This window comes from Paraburkholderia diazotrophica, from assembly GCF_038900755.1.
Taxonomy (GTDB): domain Bacteria; phylum Pseudomonadota; class Gammaproteobacteria; order Burkholderiales; family Burkholderiaceae; genus Paraburkholderia; species Paraburkholderia diazotrophica_A.
In genome coordinates, this window is sequence record NZ_JBBPEN010000003.1 from 636295 (window position 1) to 653792 (window position 17498).

14 protein-coding genes are annotated in these 17498 nt (G+C 64.1%); 8 read left to right on the forward strand and 6 right to left on the reverse strand.

The annotated features are described in order from the left end of the window. The first annotated feature begins 541 nt into the window (after positions 1 to 541). Positions 542 to 1792 carry a phosphatidylserine decarboxylase family protein gene (locus AABE10_RS12885; protein WP_342933623.1) on the forward strand — a complete coding sequence of 417 codons (1251 nt, stop codon included), beginning with the start codon at positions 542 to 544 and terminating at the stop codon, positions 1790 to 1792. A gap of 114 nt (positions 1793 to 1906) precedes the next feature. On the opposite strand, the gene AABE10_RS12890 is transcribed toward AABE10_RS12885, so the two are convergent. Further along, entirely contained in the window at positions 1907 to 2233 is a 327-nt protein-coding gene (locus AABE10_RS12890; protein ID WP_342933624.1) for a hypothetical protein, read from the reverse strand. Between the two features lie 290 nt (positions 2234 to 2523). On the opposite strand from AABE10_RS12890, the gene AABE10_RS12895 reads away from it, so the two are divergent. Beyond that, on the forward strand, positions 2524 to 2898 hold the full coding sequence (locus tag AABE10_RS12895; protein WP_342933625.1) for a phage holin family protein: 375 nt from the start codon (positions 2524 to 2526) through the stop codon (positions 2896 to 2898). Further along, positions 2895 to 3209 carry a hypothetical protein gene (locus AABE10_RS12900; protein ID WP_342933626.1) on the forward strand — a complete coding sequence of 105 codons (315 nt, stop codon included), beginning with the start codon at positions 2895 to 2897 and terminating at the stop codon, positions 3207 to 3209. Before AABE10_RS12895 ends, AABE10_RS12900 begins: the two co-directional genes overlap by 4 nt. A 425-nt stretch (positions 3210 to 3634) precedes the next feature. On the opposite strand, the gene AABE10_RS12905 is transcribed toward AABE10_RS12900, so the two are convergent. Beyond that, positions 3635 to 4831 carry an amidohydrolase family protein gene (locus tag AABE10_RS12905; RefSeq protein WP_342933627.1) on the reverse strand — a complete coding sequence of 399 codons (1197 nt, stop codon included), beginning with the start codon at positions 4829 to 4831 and terminating at the stop codon, positions 3635 to 3637. A 203-nt stretch (positions 4832 to 5034) separates the two neighbouring features. Then, positions 5035 to 6771 (reverse strand): hypothetical protein, encoded by a 1737-nt coding sequence (locus AABE10_RS12910; RefSeq protein ID WP_342933628.1) that lies wholly within the window; start codon positions 6769 to 6771, stop codon positions 5035 to 5037. Between the two features lie 739 nt (positions 6772 to 7510). Here AABE10_RS12910 and AABE10_RS12915 point away from each other — a divergent pair. The 5 genes from AABE10_RS12915 to AABE10_RS12935 are packed head-to-tail and all read left to right on the forward strand — an operon-like array spanning position 7511 to position 12905. Then, complete coding sequence (locus AABE10_RS12915; RefSeq protein ID WP_342933629.1) at positions 7511 to 8041, forward strand: MarR family winged helix-turn-helix transcriptional regulator; 531 nt, start codon at positions 7511 to 7513, stop codon at positions 8039 to 8041. Positions 8042 to 8046: 5 nt separating this feature from the next. Beyond that, positions 8047 to 10179 carry an FUSC family protein gene (locus AABE10_RS12920; RefSeq protein WP_342933630.1) on the forward strand — a complete coding sequence of 711 codons (2133 nt, stop codon included), beginning with the start codon at positions 8047 to 8049 and terminating at the stop codon, positions 10177 to 10179. Positions 10180 to 10213: 34 nt separating this feature from the next. Further along, positions 10214 to 10423, forward strand: coding sequence for a DUF1656 domain-containing protein (locus tag AABE10_RS12925; RefSeq protein WP_087737541.1), 210 nt, complete (start codon positions 10214 to 10216; stop codon positions 10421 to 10423). Next, a complete protein-coding gene (locus AABE10_RS12930) occupies positions 10420 to 11424 on the forward strand; it encodes an HlyD family secretion protein (protein WP_342933631.1) in 1005 nt (334 codons plus the stop codon). The genes AABE10_RS12925 and AABE10_RS12930 overlap by 4 nt, the downstream gene beginning before the upstream one ends. Beyond that, entirely contained in the window at positions 11421 to 12905 is a 1485-nt protein-coding gene (locus tag AABE10_RS12935; protein WP_342933632.1) for an efflux transporter outer membrane subunit, read from the forward strand. Before AABE10_RS12930 ends, AABE10_RS12935 begins: the two co-directional genes overlap by 4 nt. A 48-nt stretch (positions 12906 to 12953) precedes the next feature. On the opposite strand, the gene AABE10_RS12940 is transcribed toward AABE10_RS12935, so the two are convergent. From AABE10_RS12940 to AABE10_RS12950, 3 genes are all read right to left on the reverse strand, one after another. Then, positions 12954 to 13781 (reverse strand): alpha/beta hydrolase, encoded by an 828-nt coding sequence (locus AABE10_RS12940; RefSeq protein ID WP_342933633.1) that lies wholly within the window; start codon positions 13779 to 13781, stop codon positions 12954 to 12956. A gap of 55 nt (positions 13782 to 13836) precedes the next feature. Next, positions 13837 to 15075 (reverse strand): MFS transporter, encoded by a 1239-nt coding sequence (locus AABE10_RS12945; protein ID WP_342933634.1) that lies wholly within the window; start codon positions 15073 to 15075, stop codon positions 13837 to 13839. Between the two features lie 125 nt (positions 15076 to 15200). Continuing rightward, complete coding sequence (locus tag AABE10_RS12950; RefSeq protein WP_342933635.1) at positions 15201 to 17444, reverse strand: NADP-dependent isocitrate dehydrogenase; 2244 nt, start codon at positions 17442 to 17444, stop codon at positions 15201 to 15203. Positions 17445 to 17498 lie beyond the last annotated feature (54 nt).

A 17498-nucleotide genomic window follows, 5' to 3' on the forward strand; every position in this document is an offset into this window, starting at 1 on the left:
GCTGTGCCGGGATGATCAGCATGTCCGATAGGCATCTGTTACGTACAGGGGCGCCGTATTGGATTTGTGAGCGATCGTGTGTACGCTGATATCAGCAGATCGGCACCCTCGCTGCTCTGTGGCGGCGGACCGGAGAGAGCCCTCCGTCCCCGCCTGTGACGGCGGCCAGCGTTGACCAGGCGTTGGCCGCCGATTTTTTTGGTCGTCGCTCGCGTTTCAGTGTCCCGGCGCTGCAATTCATCACGCTTGGCGTGAGGTCATGTGTGCGCGACCGCAAAGCACGTCACGATCCGAAAACGATATATACCGTTTCTCTGTCGCGATTGCACAGGCGGGCGATACGCATTCATGCGTGGCTCGATCGTCGCTCAGCAATAGGCTCGCACATTTCTTCCGCAAAAAGTACATAGCGATTCCTGCCTATGTGAAGAACTGTCCGTCCACCGCAATTTTCCCTGAGTCGGGCACGCCTGATGCTCAGCGCTACGCGAACGCGTGTTACGCGACTTCGTGAAACGATCGAGACGAGGAGCATTTGCCCATGAGCGGCGGCAACAAGGGACCACTCATCGAGCGGCGCAGGCTGGGCGGCTGGATGCCGGAGAAAGAGCAGATCGCCGCGGCATTCCGGCAAGACCTCGCCGCGAAAGCGCGCGAACGCGCAGCGCGGACGCCGCTGTCGAGCGTCGTGCGCGACCTTGCGCAGCTGGTTCACGGCGATGCGGTACTGCGGATGAACGTTTCGCGCGCAATCGGCGAGGCGCTGGAAGCCGGCTATGAACTCGGCTACCGCTCGATCGACGAACTGTTCCCGATCATCGATTACATCACGACGTATGTGCCGCCCTTCAGCGAGACTGCGCCCGTGATGACGCCGCTCAACGCGGTGCTCGACTGGCTCATGTGCATGCCTTCCGGCTATGCAGTTTTTCGCGATCCCGCGTTCAATGCGCAGCTTCGGCGCGTGCTGACGTACTGGTGCAGTTTCCTGACAGGTCCGCATTCGCGCTCGCATCTGAACGCTGACGAACCGGATGGCTGGTTCTGCGAGAAGGCGCAGCAGAAGATGGGGCTCTCGCAGTTTGTCTGCTTGCCGGGCACGCCATACTGGGGCTTTACATCGTGGAATGACTTTTTTACCCGGCGCTTTCGCGAGGGCGTGCGCCCCGTCGCCGAACCTGACAATCCAAAGGCAATCGTGAGCGCGTGCGAAGCATCGCCTTTCAACGTACGCACCGACATCAAGGAAACAGACGAGTTCTGGATCAAGGAACAGCCTTATTCACTGCTCGACATGCTCACGGAAGGCGAGCGCGAACTGGCGCGGCGCTTCGTCGGCGGCTCGATCTATCAGGGGTACCTCAGCGCATTCAACTATCACCGGTGGCACGCGCCCGTCGCCGGGCGCGTCGTCAAGGCATATAACGTGGACGGCACTTACTATTCGGACGCCGAGTCGGAAGGCGAAGACCCGGGCGGTCTCAACGACTCGCAAGGCTACACGACAGCGGTAGCGGCGCGCGCCATCATCGTGATCGATGCCGACGACGCTTCGATAGGTGAAGTGGCGTGCGTGTTCGTCGGCATGGCGGAAGTTTCTTCGTGCCAGGTCACGGTACGGCCGGGACAGAGCGTCGCCAAGGGCGATGAGCTTGGCTTCTTCCAGTATGGCGGCAGCACCTTTTGCCTGTTGTTTCGCGCGGGCGTCATCGGGACGTTTTGCCCGCAACCGCCATACCACGACGACGTGCCGCCACTGCACGTGAATGCGCATCTGGCGACGGCGCGCTAGCGCGGCTCGTTCGTCGAAGCGCGCGGCCGCGATCATCGCGTGCGCGTATGAAGAACGTTCGATCTTCGTCGCATCATCGACGCGAGCGGCTATCCGTGATCGATCTTCCGGTTGTCAATCGTTATCCCACTGCCCGTGACGTTCGTGGCCTCTGTGCCAGCCATTGCCATGCCACTGGCCATAGCCGTAGACGGGTGGCGCCTGATAGATGACGGGCGGCGGCGCCGACTGATAGGTGCCCGGCGGGCCGTAGGTGCCGGGAGCGCTATAGGAGGGCTGGTAGATGACCGACGGTGGAGGCGTAGCCACGGGCCCCGGCACACCGAGACCATGATAGACACCAACGTTCGCCTGGGCAGAAGCCGACAGCGGTGTACAGACGGCCACTGCGACTGCAACAAGCAGAAAGATCGAGGACTTCATGATCAACTTCCTTTTCAACTTCCTTCTGGCGCGAGTCCGATAGCACAAAACTGTAAGGCAACGGTTTACAGAATAGTCGCCGCCGTTGTGGGTAAGTGAAACCGTTGCCGCTCAACTTGTAACGGTCGGTAACTCAGCGGACCGTCACCTTGCGCAGCGCATGTCGTTCGGCCAGATAGGACGGCGGGTGTGGCGAGCCTGCGCACGGGGCATAAATCGTGCGCCGTGTTTTGTCCATACACGCGCCGGTGAACACAGCATGCCCGGCACGTGAATCATCTGGAAGAGAAACAACAAGGGACAGCACGATGTCGATTCATTCCACAGTCACCCGCTGGCGCAATATCAGCTATTTTTGCGCGAGGCGCGTCGCCGATTACGGTGAACTGTTCTCGATCGAATTGCAGCAGACTCGCAGAAGCCTCGTTCGCGAAGTGATCGCATTCGTGGCGCTTGCCGTCGCCGGACTGTTCACGCTGTCGTTCTTTTCCATCGCCATCATCGCGAGCGCGTGGGGTACGCCGTATTTCCTCGCCGTCGTCTGGGGCGTGGCAGGCGCATGGTTATTGCTGTCGCTCATTTCGCTCGCGGTGCTGCGCATGCAGGACCCCGGCCGCCCGTTTCGGGTGCTCGAAGAAGAAGTGCGCCGCGATCTCGAAACGATCAGGGAGTCGCTGAAATGACGGGACAAACGCATTCCGCACGCTGGACCGACGCGAACACCGCCGAGAAGCAGGTGCTTACGCGAATGGCCACGTCGCGCACTCAACTGCTCGCTGCGCAAGCCGCAGCGCGAAGCGGTGAGCCGGTACGCAGGCCGCTGCTTGTCTCCCGCGTGCGGGAACTGGTTACAACGGCGCCCAATATCACGCTGCTCACTGTGATCGTTGCGAGCGCCGCGATCATCGGACCCCGCAAGGTCACATCGCTCGTCGTGCGCAATGGACTCGCCGGCTGGATCGGCAAGTCGGTGCGGCGTCTTGCGGCGCGTTAGGCGCGTGCGCTTGTCGCTCTCAATCGAAGCGCGACTCGCGTCGATACCACGCGCGTGCTTGCGATCAGGGTCCGAAGAACGTGTCGCAGAAATGGCCCGGCACCTGGCATGCGGCGGCCCGAGACGCTGGCGGAACAGCGTTCGGCGGCATCGATGTCGAGCAGGCGACCATCGCGAATAAAGCCGTCGCGCAGATGCCGGCGCGCACGCAGGCGCAAATCGGTCTGCTGCCGTTGCCTTGGCATCGCGTCGCGCGATATGTCACTGGGCCCGTCGACAACGCCTGCTTGTGCAAAGACATGATGGATGTGAACGGTAGGTGTTGCGCAAGCGCTTGCCGGAAGCGCTCATAGAATTAGTTCGCGCGACGCGTCAAACGTTCCAATGCGGTATCAGCCACGAGCCAACCCGAGAACCTCATTCGCTCACAGCGCATCGGTCAGCTCGCCATCGCGCGCGACGATGCGTCCGTTGGCAACGACGAGCTTGCGCTTCGGCCGGGACACCACCGCGTGCGCGACGGTTTCCGCGTCGACCAGCACGAGGTCCGCGCGCGCGCCGACGCGCAAGCCATAGTCGGCGAAACCGCACCCTCGCGCGGCGGCATCGCTGACGCAGTCGAATGCGAGCGCGAGGCTATCGTCGCGGCGCAAGTCGTAACGCAGGCCGATCAGCATCGCGCGTTCGAGCATATCCGGCACGCCATACGGCGACCACGTGTCGCGTATCCCATCGTTGCCGCCGAACATCGTGATGCCTTTGTCCCTGCATGTGATCAGCGGCGGAACAGGGACGGAAGCGGGCGCGCTCGTGACAATGGCCACGCGCAGATGCGCGATCCGATCGAGCAGCGCGTCGCGTTCGCGCTCCGGCAAGGCGCCAAGGCAAAACGCGTGGCTCACGACGACCTGTCCTTGCATGCCCATTGCCTCGACGCGATCGAGCAGCAGCTTCAGCGTGAATGCGCCGACTTCGCCGGGCTCGTGAAGGTGAATATCGATCGGCTTGCGATGGCGCTCTGCCAGCTTGAACGTTGCGTTCAGCGATGCGACGGGATCGCCGTCGATCAACGCCGGATCGAGCGCGCCGAGCACATCGGCGCCTTCGGCGAGCGCGCTGCCGAGCAGCTCCGTCGTGCCCGCGCGGACCAGCATGCCCGACTGCGGAAACGCGACGATCTGCATGTCCAGCACGTCATGCATCGTCTGCCGCGTGCGGAGCACGCCTTCGAGGTAGCGCAGACCGGCATCGGTATCGATATCGACGTGCGTGCGTAATCGCGTCGTCCCGGCCTGCACGAATGCGCGCGACAACGCGAGCGACTGCGCGGCGGCATCGTGGCCTGATGTCTTGCGCCATTCGCGCTCGTTGTCGATGCGGTCGATGAGCCGAGGCCCGACCGCGTTGCGATACCACGGCTGGCCCCAGTTGCTCTTGTCGACGTGCGTATGTCCTTCGACGAAGCCAGGCAGCAGCAACGCGCCGCCGCCGTGTTCGACGGGCACGCCGGGTTGCGCGGCGGCTTGCGGCCCGAGCGCCTCGATGCGGCCATCGGCAACCGATACGGAAATCCGCTGGCCATCCGCCAGCCGGACGTTGGAGAGATGAAGAGAGCGAGTCATGTTTGTCATGCCCATTCGACCGATGTGGTGACGAAAGGACGCAGCGTGCCGCGCAGACGCCACGCGGCAGCATGCGTTGTATCAGGAGCAGGAATCAGACATTCTATCTGGGAGCTACAGACAGATGGTTGATAATTTGTCTTATGTAAAATCAAAAAAACAACCAGCGCCGATCCCCAAAATCAGCGCCGTCTACGCACACCCTAGTTATCCGCGTGCCCCGCAACAAACCCGACAAACGCGTTATACGGCAGATTAACTGGCGCACCGTCGATCATGAGGCCGTATGTCGTATCGCCGCTATCGAGCACGTAGTACATCACGGACTGGATATTCTTCGTCTTTCTCGCCTCGTAGTAAGTCGCGTAATGCGACGTGATGTAGCTCGCGCGATACGACTGGCTCTTCTCCGGCCCGGTGTTCCACTCGGTCAGCAGGAACGGCACGCCATAACGCGCCTTGCAGTAAGTCGGCAGATCGAAGCCGGGCCCCGAGCCGTCGGAGCCGATATCGAAGATGTCGCCGTACACCTCGTAGTTGTGCCACGTCGTCAGATCCCATCGCACCATCGGATGGCCGCTCGTGCCGTCCGGCTGCTTGCCGTCCCACAACGCATCGGCGGCGCCGATGTCCGCTACGCAGAAGTTGATCCCGCATTTCGCATTGGCTTGCGCCGACTTCACGCCGTCGATCATTCCGCGCATCACGCCGCGCATGATCGGCCAGTTGACGTTGCTGAAGTCGACCGCTTTCGTGCCCGCGTTGGTCGAGTCGAGGATGATCGCGCCGTCGCGCGTCAATTCGTTTCCGCATTCGTACATCACGACGCCATACGGTGCGAGCGCGCGCGCGACTGTTGCGCCGCATGAATATCCGCGGTTGTACGCCGCCGATTCGCTCGCGAACGGCAAGCCGTTCGAATCGCGGATGCCGAGATTGACCAGCACGAACAGCGTCAGCCCCGCGGCCTGGAACGCCTGCGCGAGACTGACGACCGCGCCGAGCGAAGTCGGATCGTCGATGCAGCCGACGCGGTATGTCGAGCAGCCCATGTTCCGCATGATCGTCACGATCTGGGCCGGCGTGTAGCGATAGTCGTAATGCCCGTTGATGCCGTGGAACGTGCCGCTCGTCGCCGCGACGGCGATGCGCGGATCGCTGCACGGCATCCACTGGTCGATATCGCTGCACACGTGGAACAGCCCGTCCGTCGACCGATACCAGAGCTTGCCGCCATACCACAGGAGCATCGACACGTTGGACGTCACGCCGACGGCCGCGTTGTTGCGAAGGACGACGCCGTTTGCCACCGTCCACAGCGCGCCGGCCTTGTCGATGATGTACGGCGACGCGGGAATCGTCGTGCCGTCCACGGACGTGCCGCCCAGGCGCGGATCGATGCACGCGAACCAGGTCGTGCCGTTCCATCCATAGAATTGCCCGCCCGTGCCCTGGTGATAGACGGCGCCGCCGTACCACAGCAGCAACGTCACGTTGTACGTGTTGCCCGCTGCTATGCCGTTGCGGTAGACCGATCCATCGACGAGCGTCCAGACGGCGGCCTGATTGTCGGTGATCGAAGCGGCAGGCGGAATCGCCGTGCCGTTCGGCGATCCCGTCGATGTGTCGCTCGATGATCCCGTGTTCGTTCCGCTGGATGAGGCCGAATCCTTTCCGTTCGACGAACCCGTCGTTGCGCCATTCGTCGAAGCGGGCGTCTTGCTGTTTCCGGCCGCGGCGGTCACGGCTGCGCTGCCTGACGCCGCCGTTGTCGTCGCGGACGCACCTGTTGTCGTCCCGGCGCCCGTCGTGCTGTTGGCGCTAACGCCGGTCGCGCCGTCCTCGCCCCCTCCCGAGCCGCCGCCTCCGCCGCATGCGCTCAGCACGTGAGCGCCGCCCAGTGCGGTCAGTAAACCGAGGAATTGACGTCGTTTGACCATGACAAAAAAATCCACTGCCAGGTCGTGCCCGGCGAAAAGCTTTGATATCTGAGTGCAGCGTGCGCGTTGAAGAAAATCGACGGTCCGTCCGATATATTTCGCCATCCTTATTAATGGCGTTCACTCTATCGCTGACGCGGCCATCGACGGTGCTCCATCGAGTGAGCGCATTTGCGCGCGGGCTGACGGGAGTTCAATACGAAAACGATGCGGTAGTTCTTTCCACTTGTGTCAGTGGTGTTCCACTGGCTGGATATCGGCAGGCGCGCGTTGTATGCGCAGGGCACCTCCGAAATAAAAACGATTCTTTCGAAAGTTTGGGCCGCGTGAAAACGATTCGCTTTTGTCGGCGCACGTCGCGCGTTTGCGCAACGCGGGCATGGAGCTGCGCGGCAATCATCTGAAGCACCCAGCAAGACGCTAGATGAACGATTATCAATGGTCCAGGCGGGCGCCCGGCACTGCGACGAGACCGAAGAATAACTTCCTCGTTAATACCCTGTTTGCATGGGCGGCTGGCAATTTTTTCCACCGCAACCACGCCGGGCAGACGATGCGCGACACAGGCACAAACCGCGTCACATGCCGATGCCAGAATCGCGGCTAGCGTCCCTTCGACGGCCCCGCCCGCGCGCTTCGGCGCCTCTCATCACACGGAGAAAAGATTTTGAAGTATTTCCTTAAAAATTGTGGGTCGATAGGATGCTAACGAATAAAAACCGACATACAATCCCGCCCCATGGCTAATCTCCATCTCTTGCGCCGCTCCGTCAGCAGCACGCTGGTCGTCGCCGCGCGCCGCTGGCGCCGCACGAGCCATAGCGTGCTGTCCGCGTACAACGTGTCGGAAGCCTGCGCGGGTCCGCTGCTGACGGCCAACCGGCTCGGCGAGGCGGTGCGCCAGGTGACGCTCGCGGAGCAAGTCGGCATCGAAGGACCATCGCTCGTGCGTCTGCTCGACCAGCTATGCGCGGCGGGTCTCGTGCGCCGCGACGAAGACCCCGACGACAAGCGCGCGAAAACCATCACGCTGACCGACGAAGGCCGCGCCGTCACCGCGCGCATGGAAGAGCGTCTGATGGACCTGCGCGCGCGCGTGCTCAAAGGCGTGAGCCGCGAGGACCTGGAGACGACGCTGCGCGTGCTGAATGCGTTCAACGCATCGCTGGACGCAACCACGACGCCGCCCATATCCGACAGGGCCACGGCCGGCGACGACTCCACATCGGCGCACGCGCCGGACCGCGCCGGCAGCAAAGGCAAAGCGTAAGCGCCATGGTCTATCCCTCAGCCCGCGACTGGCTGTTCTCCGCCAAGACGTTCGCGGCCGCGATGATCGCGCTGTACATCGGCCTTGCGCTCGAACTGCCGCGCCCGTACTGGGCGATGGCGACCGTCTACATCGTGTCGAATCCGTTCGTCGGCGCGACGCGCTCGAAAGCGCTGTATCGCGCGCTCGGCACGGCGATCGGCGCGGCGGGCGCCGTGCTGATCGTGCCGCCGTTCGTCGAGTCGCCGTTTCTGTTCAGCGTGATCGTCGCGTTGTGGACGGGCACCCTGCTCTATCTGTCGATGAACGACCGCTCCGCGCGCAGCTATGTGTTCCTGCTCGCAGGCTATACGCTGCCGTTGATCGCGTTGCCCGCCGTCACCAATCCGACGACCGTGTTCGATCTCGCGATCACGCGTACCGAAGAGATCTTGCTCGGCATCGTGGTGGCGAGCATCGTGGGCAGCGTCGTGTTTCCGAGCCGCCTCGCGCCGACGCTGATCGAGCGCACCGACGCGTGGTTCCGCGATGCCGCGTTCTACGCGAGCGAGACGCTGTCCGGCCACATCGCGGGCGCGTCGATTTCGGCTTCGCGCCAGCGGCTCGCCGCGACCGTCAACGGGCTCGAATTCCTGTTGAGCCAGTTGACCTACGACCACACGCGTCCCGACATTCTGCGCCGCGCGCGCGCGTTGCAAGGTCGCATGCAGATCTTTCTGCCACTGATTTCGTCGATGGCCGATCCGCTGATCGAACTGATGCGCGAGAGCGGCACGCAACCGCCCGAAGTCGCGGCGCTGCTCGCGGATGTCGCGCAGTGGATCCGCTCGCCCGCACTCGAAGCGAAGCACGCCGACGAACCCGACCGCGAGGCAGAAGCGCTGCGCGAGCGCATCGCCGCGATGAAGCCGCACGCGGCATCGCTTGCAAGCTGGAATGTCGCGCTGCTCTCGAACGCGCTCTGGCGTCTGGGCCAGGTCGTCGATGTGTGGCAGGACATACGCAGTCTGCGCGCAAGCATCGTCCATGAAACGGCGCAGTGGCGGCCGCGCTTTCGTCACTGGCGCCTGGGCGGCACCGAGCGCTTCTTCGATCGCGGGATGATGCTGTTTTCGACGGCGTCCGCAGTCGGCGCGATCATACTCGCCTGCGGACTGTGGATCGCGTCGGGCTGGAACGACGGCGCGGGCGCCGTGACGCTCGCGGCCGTGTCGTGCTGCTTCTTCGCCGCGCTCGACGAGCCGGCGCCCGCCGTCTTCAAGTTCTTTCTTTCGACCTGCGCAAGCGTCGTGTTCGCGGGCCTGTACGTGTTCGCGGTGCTGCCGCACGTGCACGACTTCGCGATGCTGGTCGTGATCTTCGCCGGGCCGTTCCTGATCATCGGCACGCTGATTCCGCGCCCGCAGTTCAATCTCGTGACGATGCTCGTCGCCGTCAACACGGCCACGTTCATCAGCATTCAGAGCGCTTACGAAGCCGACTTCTTCGTGTTTCTCAACAGCAACCTGGCGGGCGTCGGGGGCCTGCTGTTCGCGTTCGTCTGGACGCGCGCGACGCGTCCTTTCGGCGCCGAACTCGCGACTGAGCGGCTCACGCGCTCTGCGTGGTCCGATGTCGTGGTGAGCGCATCGACGGCCGCGATCGAGGACCAGCGCAATCTGTACGCGCGCATGCTCGACCGGCTGATGCAACTGCTGCCGCGTCACGCGGCAACCGATTCGCACCGTCATCCGTCGATCGAGAGCTTCCGCGATTTTCGCGTCGCCCTGAACGCGCTGGACCTTCGGCGCACGCGCCGCAAGCTGACAGGCGACTTGCAGGACACCATCGATGACGTGCTTTCAGGCGTGCGGCAGTATTTCGAGCAATGCATCGCGCGGCGCGCGCGGCAGCCGGTTCCGCCTGCGCTGATCGATGCGATCGATGCCGCCGTCGCGCGCGTGACGGCGCGCAGCATCGAAGAGGCGCAAGGCGGCCCGGCGCCCACGCAAGGCGACGGACAAAGCCGCACTGCCCCGCCTGCCGAACGCTGGCTGCGCGACACGCTGCATGCGCTCGTCGGCATGCGCCTTTCGCTGCACCCGCCGCACACGGCGCCGGGCGGCAACCCGTCCGCGCAAGAGGAGACGCCCGCCTGATGGCCACTCAACCCTTTTCATTCGGTCGACGCACATGATCGGCGAAATCGACGTTCTCGGCGTATTCGTGCCCGCCGTGCTGGTGCTGATGTTCATCGCCTATCTGCTGAATCTGGCGATCCGCACCGTGCTTGCGCGCATCGGCGTCTATCGCTTCATCTGGCACCGTTCCATTTTCGACCTCGGCATTTATGTACTCGTGCTGGGGCTTGTCGTCATCGTTTCGCACCGGCTCATAACGTGAAAAAAACCTGGTTCTCCGTCGGGCAGATCCTGCTCACTCTCATCGTCGTCGCGATTGCCGCCGCCGTGCTGTGGAAGCTCGTCGACTACTACATGTTCGCGCCCTGGACGCGCGACGGCCACGTGCGCGCCGACGTCATCCAGGTTGCGCCCGACGTGTCCGGGCTCATCACGCAAGTGAAGGTCGCGGACAACCAGGAGGTCAAGCGCGGCGAGGTGCTCTTCGTGATCGACCAGGCGCGCTACGAGCTTGCGCTGCGCAATGCGCAGGCCACCGCGCAGCAGCGCCGCGCGACGCTCGATCAGGCGCGCCGCGAAGACGCGCGCAACCGCGCGCTAGGCAATCTCGTCGCGCGCGAATCCGTCGAAGAGACGCACTCGCGTGTCGAGCAGGCGGCCGCCGCGCTCGCCGACGCCGAAGTCGCAATCGATACGGCGCGTTTGAACCTGCAGCGCACGGTGATCGTGAGCCCCGTCGACGGCTATCTGAACGACCGCGCGCCGCGCGTCGGCGAGTTCGTGTCGGCGGGGCGCGCGGTGCTGTCGGTGGTGGACATGCACTCGTTTCGCGTCGACGGCTACTTCGAGGAAACGAAGCTGCACGGCATCGACATCGGCCAGCCCGTCGACATCAAGGTGATGGGCGAGCCGAACGTATTGCGCGGACACGTGCAGAGCATCGTCGCCGCGATCGAGGACCGCGACCGCCAGCAAAGCCCCAACCTGCTGCCGAACGTGAACCCGGCGTTCAGCTGGGTGCGTCTCGCGCAGCGCATTCCCGTGCGCGTCGCGCTCGACGAGATTCCCGCCGACTTCCGCATGATCGCGGGCCGCACGGCGACGGTATCGGTGCGTGGACTCGGGCCGTCGATTGGAAGGCATGCGGCTTCGGATACGGTTGCGGCATCGGCGCCTTCGGCCTCTGCATCCGCTTCGGCCTCTTCTGTCGCGAGCGCGTCGCAATCCAGCGCAACGCAACCTGCTTCGGGCGCATCACGATGAAACGCAATCCGTTCATGACGGCAGCGCGCGCCGGCCGCGCGTGGCTGCCCGCCCTGCTTCCCGTCGCGCTGGCGCTGAGTGGCTGCATGACGGTCGGCCCGAACTACAAGCTGCCCGACAACGCGATGGTCAACGCGCCCTATGCGAACGCGGCCATCGACGGCGCGGACAATGCGCCCGTCACGCAACAGCCCGTGCCGTCGAAGTGGTGGCGTCTGTACGACGACCCCGTGCTCGATCAGCTGGTCACGCAGGCGCTCGCGTCGAATACCGATTTGCGCGTCGCCGCGGCCAATCTCGCGCGCTCGCGTGCGCAAGTCGAGTTCGCGAACGAACAGGGCGGATTTTCCGGCAAGACGTCGGCGGCTTTCCAGCGCGCGCAGGAATCGGCCGAGCAGTATCTGCTGACGGAGAAGCTTCCCGTCGTCACGGAAGGCGCGCTCGATCTGAGCGTGTCGTATGAAATCGATCTGTTCGGCAAGCTGCGGCGCGGCGTCGAGGCCGCGAAGGCCGACGACGAAGCCGTCGAAGCCGCGAGCGATCTCGCGCGCATCACGGTGGTTGCGGATGTCGTGCGCGCGTATGTCGAATCGTGCTCGGCCGCCGACGAACTGAAGATCGCGCAGCAATCGCTGTCGTTGCAGCGGCAGCGAGTCAAGCTCACGCAGCGGTTGCGCGACGCGGGGCGCGGCAACCAGCCGGACGTCACGCGCGGACAAACGCAAGCCGACACGCTCGCCGCCGACATCCCGCGCTTCGTCGCGCGCCGCCGCGCGGCGCAGTACCGGCTCGCGATGCTGCTTGCGCGCGCGCCGTCGGATCTGCCGCCTGCCGCCCTCGCATGTAACAAGGTGCCGCATCTGACGCAGCCGATTCCCGTCGGCGATGGCGCCGCGCTGCTCAAACGCCGCCCCGACGTGCGCCAGGCCGAGCGGCAACTGGCGTCGTCGACGGCGCGCATCGGCGTCGCGACGGCCGCGCTGTATCCGTCCGTGAGCTTCGGCGCGTCGGTGGGCTCGGTCGGCGTCGCCGAAGACCTGTTGGGCGCGACGACGAACCGCTGGGCATTCGGCCCGCTGATCAGCTGGACTTTCCCGATCAACGGGCAACGGGCTCGCGTGCACGAAGCGGAGGCATCGACGGGCGGCGCGCTCGCGCACTTCGACGGCGTCGTGCTGAACGCGCTGCGCGAAACGCAGACGAGCCTGTCCACCTACGCATCCGACACGACGCGTGCCGATGCGCTGCGCACCGCGTACAAATCGGCCGTGCAGTCGGCGGACGAAACGCACCGGCTGTATGCCGCGGGCCGCGAGTCGTTCATCGACGATCTCGACGCGACGCGCACGCTCACGAGCGTCGCCGCGCAAGTGGCGGCCGCCGATGGCCAGGTAGCGATCGATCAGGTGAACCTGTTCCTTGCGCTCGGCGGCGGATGGGAGAAAGACGAAGACATGGCGGCGGGCGCGAAGAACGAGTAGGCGACGAACGAAGCGCGGCGCTCACCCGCTCTCCGCTCGCGTCGAAAACTAGCTCTCCGGCGCGAACACCGTTCCCGCGAAGCGCTCGATCACGCCATTGAACAGCGCCGGCCTTTGCAGCGGCGCGAAATGGCTGACGTTCGGCAGCACGATCAGTTCGGCGTCGGGAATGGTTTGCGCGAGATACGCGGCGTGCTCCTGCCTGATGAATTCGTCGTTCTCGCCGATCGCCACGACGACGCGCACGCCGATTCCGGCGAGATCGTCGGCCGAGTAGCTGGGCTGCGTGCGCTGCATCTCGCTGACGGCGGCGACGAACGCATCGAAATCGTCGGGTGTCGCGGACAGCGTCTTGTAGTCTTCCCGATGCCGCTTGAAGCAGCGTTCGATCACGGGCGTCGGCACGAATTCCTTTGCGCCGTCCGGGTCCACGTTGCACGCGAAAAAGAACACGCCCGCGACCCGCTCGGGCGCGTGGCGGGCCAGGACCAGCGCGGTGCATGCGCCGTCGCTCCAGCCGACGAACGCGGCCTTCTGCACATGCAGCGCATCGAGTACGGCGAGCACGTCGGTGGCCATCAGCTCGTAGCTGTAGGGCTGCGCATCGCGCGTGCTGCGTCCGTGCCCGCGGCTGTCGATCAGGATCGCGCGGTAGCCCGCATCGACGAGCACCGGCACCTGATAGCCCCAGTTGCCGCGATGTCCGAGGCCGCCATGCAGCAGGACGACGGGCCGGGCCATCGCGTCCTGGCCTGCGCCGTATGTCGACCATGCGATGCGCGCGCCTTCGTTGTCCACGACGCCTTCTTCGTCCGCTGCGGGCAGTGGTGCGGCGCCGTGTGCTTTGAAATGCTTAAGGTCGTCGTCTGATTCCATGTCGGTGGCACTCCGTGGTGCATCGAATGAACGCGTCGTTGTGACATCGGCGTTTTCATTCGGTGCTGTTGGGTGAGCGGTCGCGTAGTGGGGGCACGGGCGATACCGCGCGCCTTCGTTCGTTGCGCATGCCTGCAAGCACAGCCGCCGCGCCGAGCACGCCCATGCCTAGCGAGATCGCGACCACGACGGCGCTCATCCGCCCGTTGCCCGAAAAGAGCCCGACGAGAAGACCCGCGAGCGGCTGCGTCAGATTGTTGAGCATGATGACGATGCCAAGCGTCTTGCCATAATCCTTCGCGGGAATGATCGCCTGACGCACGCTGCGAATATAGATGCTGAACATCTTGTCGAAGCCGACGATCAGCAGAAAACCCGCAACATAGCCCCACACGGACGCACTCGAACCCGCGAGCAATCCGCCCGCGAGAATCGCGAGAAACGACACGACGCCCAACGCTTTGCGTGGAATGCGCACTCTCGCGATCAACAGCAGAATGACGATCGTCGCAATGGCTCCCGCCGTCTGCACGAACGCGTAGAACGCATCCGGCCGGCGATGCAGCCCCGTCACCATCGCCGCCGATGTCGCGAGCGTCACGCCGATCACGAGATTTTCGGCGGCGGCGAGCGCAATCAGCCTGCCAAGGCCCGGCAGATGCGCGACATGCGAGAGCGCCGTCTTCACGGGCGCGAGCCATTCGACGGGCGCGCTTTCCGTCATCGTCCATTCGAAGCGGCTCGCGCGCTGCCACAGCAGCGTCGCGCCATCGGCGGCGAAAAACAGCAGCGCCGCCACGCCGACGACGATCTCCCAGCGCCACCAGCCGAGCAGCAGACCCGCGAGCATCGGACCGAGCACGACGCCGACCTGATCGGCGATCTGCGCATACGACAGCACTTTCTCGAAGCGCTCCGAAGTAAAGACCTGCGGCAGCAGCACTTCGCGCGCGACGAGCCCCTGGCTCGTCAATGCACCGCAGACAGCGGAGAGCGCGATCAGCCAGCCGATTCCGCCCGTGAGGCCAAAGCCCGCAATGCCCGCAACACACGCGATCGCGCGAAAACGTTGGCTCACGCGCAACACATTCACAGGCGACATGCGATCGCACAAAGCACCGCACACAGGAAACACGATGTAGCGCGGGAACGCCTCGATAAAGAATGCGATTCCCGACCACGTCGCCTGTTGCGTGGTCTGAAAGACGACGAGCGGCACGAGGAAAAGCAGTATCTGGTCCGCGAGCCGCGAGAAAGACAGCGATGCGAAGAACGCTTGATGTTGTGCGCGCATGCGTCTACGGAGTCAGTGGGTTCACGCGTTCGCGGCTGTGTTGCAGGCCAAAGCAGTCGCCGCAAGAAAAAAAGCCCGCGCACCGAAATGCGCGGGCTTCGTTCACAGCGCTACGCTGCGACGGCTCAGGCCGTCACGGCAGCCAGCGCGGCATTGAGCGTCTTGCTCGGACGCATCACGCCGTCGAGCTTCGCGAAGTCCGGCTTGTAGTAGCCGCCGATGTCCGCTTCCTTGCCCTGCACGTCCGACAGTTCGCCGACGATTGTCTTCTCGTTGTCCGTCAGCACCTTCGCGAGCGGCGCGAACTTCGCAGCGAGTTCCGCGTCCTGCGTCTGCGCGGCCAGTTCCTGCGCCCAGTACATCGCGAGGTAGAACTGGCTGCCGCGATTGTCGAGCTCGCCCGTCTTCGGCGAAGGGCTCTTGTTGTTGTCGAGCAGCTTGCCCGTTGCAGCGTCGAGCGTCTTCGCGAGAACCTTCGCCTTCTCGTTGCCCGACTTGATGCCGAGCTCTTCCAGCGACACGGCCAGCGCGAGGAACTCGCCCAGCGAATCCCAGCGCAGGTGATTCTCTTCTACCAGCTGCTTCACGTGCTTCGGCGCAGAACCGCCCGCGCCCGTTTCGTACATGCCGCCGCCCGCCATCAGCGGAACGATCGACAGCATCTTCGCGGACGTGCCCAGTTCCATGATCGGGAACAGGTCGGTCAGGTAGTCGCGCAGGATGTTGCCCGTCACCGAGATCGTGTCGAGACCGCGAATCACGCGCTCCAGCGAGTAACGCATCGCGCGGACCTGCGACATGATCTGGATGTCGAGACCCGACGTGTCGTGATCCTTCAGGTACGTCTCGACCTTCTTGATCAGCTCGGCTTCGTGCGGACGGTACGGGTCGAGCCAGAATACGGCCGGCATGCCTGAGTTGCGCGCGCGCGTGACGGCGAGCTTGACCCAGTCGCGGATCGGCGCGTCCTTCACCTGGCACATGCGCCAGATGTCGCCCTTCTCGACCTGCTGCGTGAGCGCGCCCAGCACTTCGCCCGTCGCGATGTCGACGATGCGCGCTTCGCCGTCTTCGGGAATCTCGAAGGTCTTGTCGTGCGAGCCGTACTCTTCGGCCTTCTGCGCCATCAGGCCGACGTTCGGCACCGTGCCCATCGTCTTCGGATCGAACGCGCCGTTGGTCTTGCAGAAGTTGATGATTTCCTGGTAGATGCGCGCGAACGTGCTTTCGGGAATCACGCACTTCGTGTCGGCGGGACGGCCGTCGGCGCCCCACATCTTGCCGCCTGCGCGGATCATCGCGGGCATCGATGCGTCGACGATCACATCATTCGGCGCGTGCAGGTTCGAGATTCCCTTGGCCGAATCGACCATCGCGAGCGCGGGGCGATGCTCGTGGCACGCGTGCATGTCGCGGATCACTTCTTCGCGCTTCGATTCCGGCAGCGCTTCGATCTTCGTGTACAGATCGACAAGGCCGTTGTTCACGTTCACGCCCAGTTCGTCGAAGAGCTTCTGGTGCTTCGCGAACGCATCCTTGTAGAACACCTTGACCGCGTGGCCGAAGACGATCGGATGCGAGATCTTCATCATCGTCGCCTTCACGTGCAGCGACAGCATCACGCCCGTCTTGCGCGCGTCTTCCATCTGCTCTTCGTAGAACGCAACCAGCGCCTTCTTGCTCATGAACATGCTGTCGATGATCTCGCCGTCCTGCAGCGCGACCTTGGGCTTCAGCACGATCGTCTCGCCGCTCTTCGTGACGAGTTCCATGCGGACGTCACGCGCCTTGTCGAGCGTGATCGACTTTTCCCCGTGGTAGAAGTCGCCATGCTTCATGTGCGCGACGTGCGTGCGCGACGCCATGCTCCACTCGCCCATGCTATGCGGGTGCTTGCGTGCGTAGTTCTTGACGGCGGCGGGCGCGCGGCGATCCGAGTTGCCTTCGCGCAGGACCGGGTTCACTGCGCTGCCGAGGCACTTCGAGTAGCGCTTCTGGATCGCCTTTTCTTCGTCGGTCTTCGGGTCTTCCGGATAGTCCGGCACCTTGAAGCCCTTCGCTTGCAGTTCCTTGATCGCGTTGACGAGTTGCGGCACCGACGCGCTGATGTTCGGCAGCTTGATGATGTTCGTGTCCGGCAACTGCGTGAGGCGGCCCAGCTCGGCCAGGTTGTCCGGCACGCGCTGCTCTTCCGTCAGGAATTCCGGGAATTCGCCGAGGATGCGGCCGGCCACGGAGATGTCGCTGGTCTCGACATTGACGCCAGCAGGCGCGGTAAACGTACGGATGATCGGCAGAAAGGCACTCGTCGCGAGCAGCGGGGCTTCGTCGGTCAGGGTGTAGATGATCGTAGGTTGCTTGTTACTCATCGCTTTGCTCTCGGTCGAGAAAGGTTGGGAAATGCCGCCGGCAGTGCCAAGGCC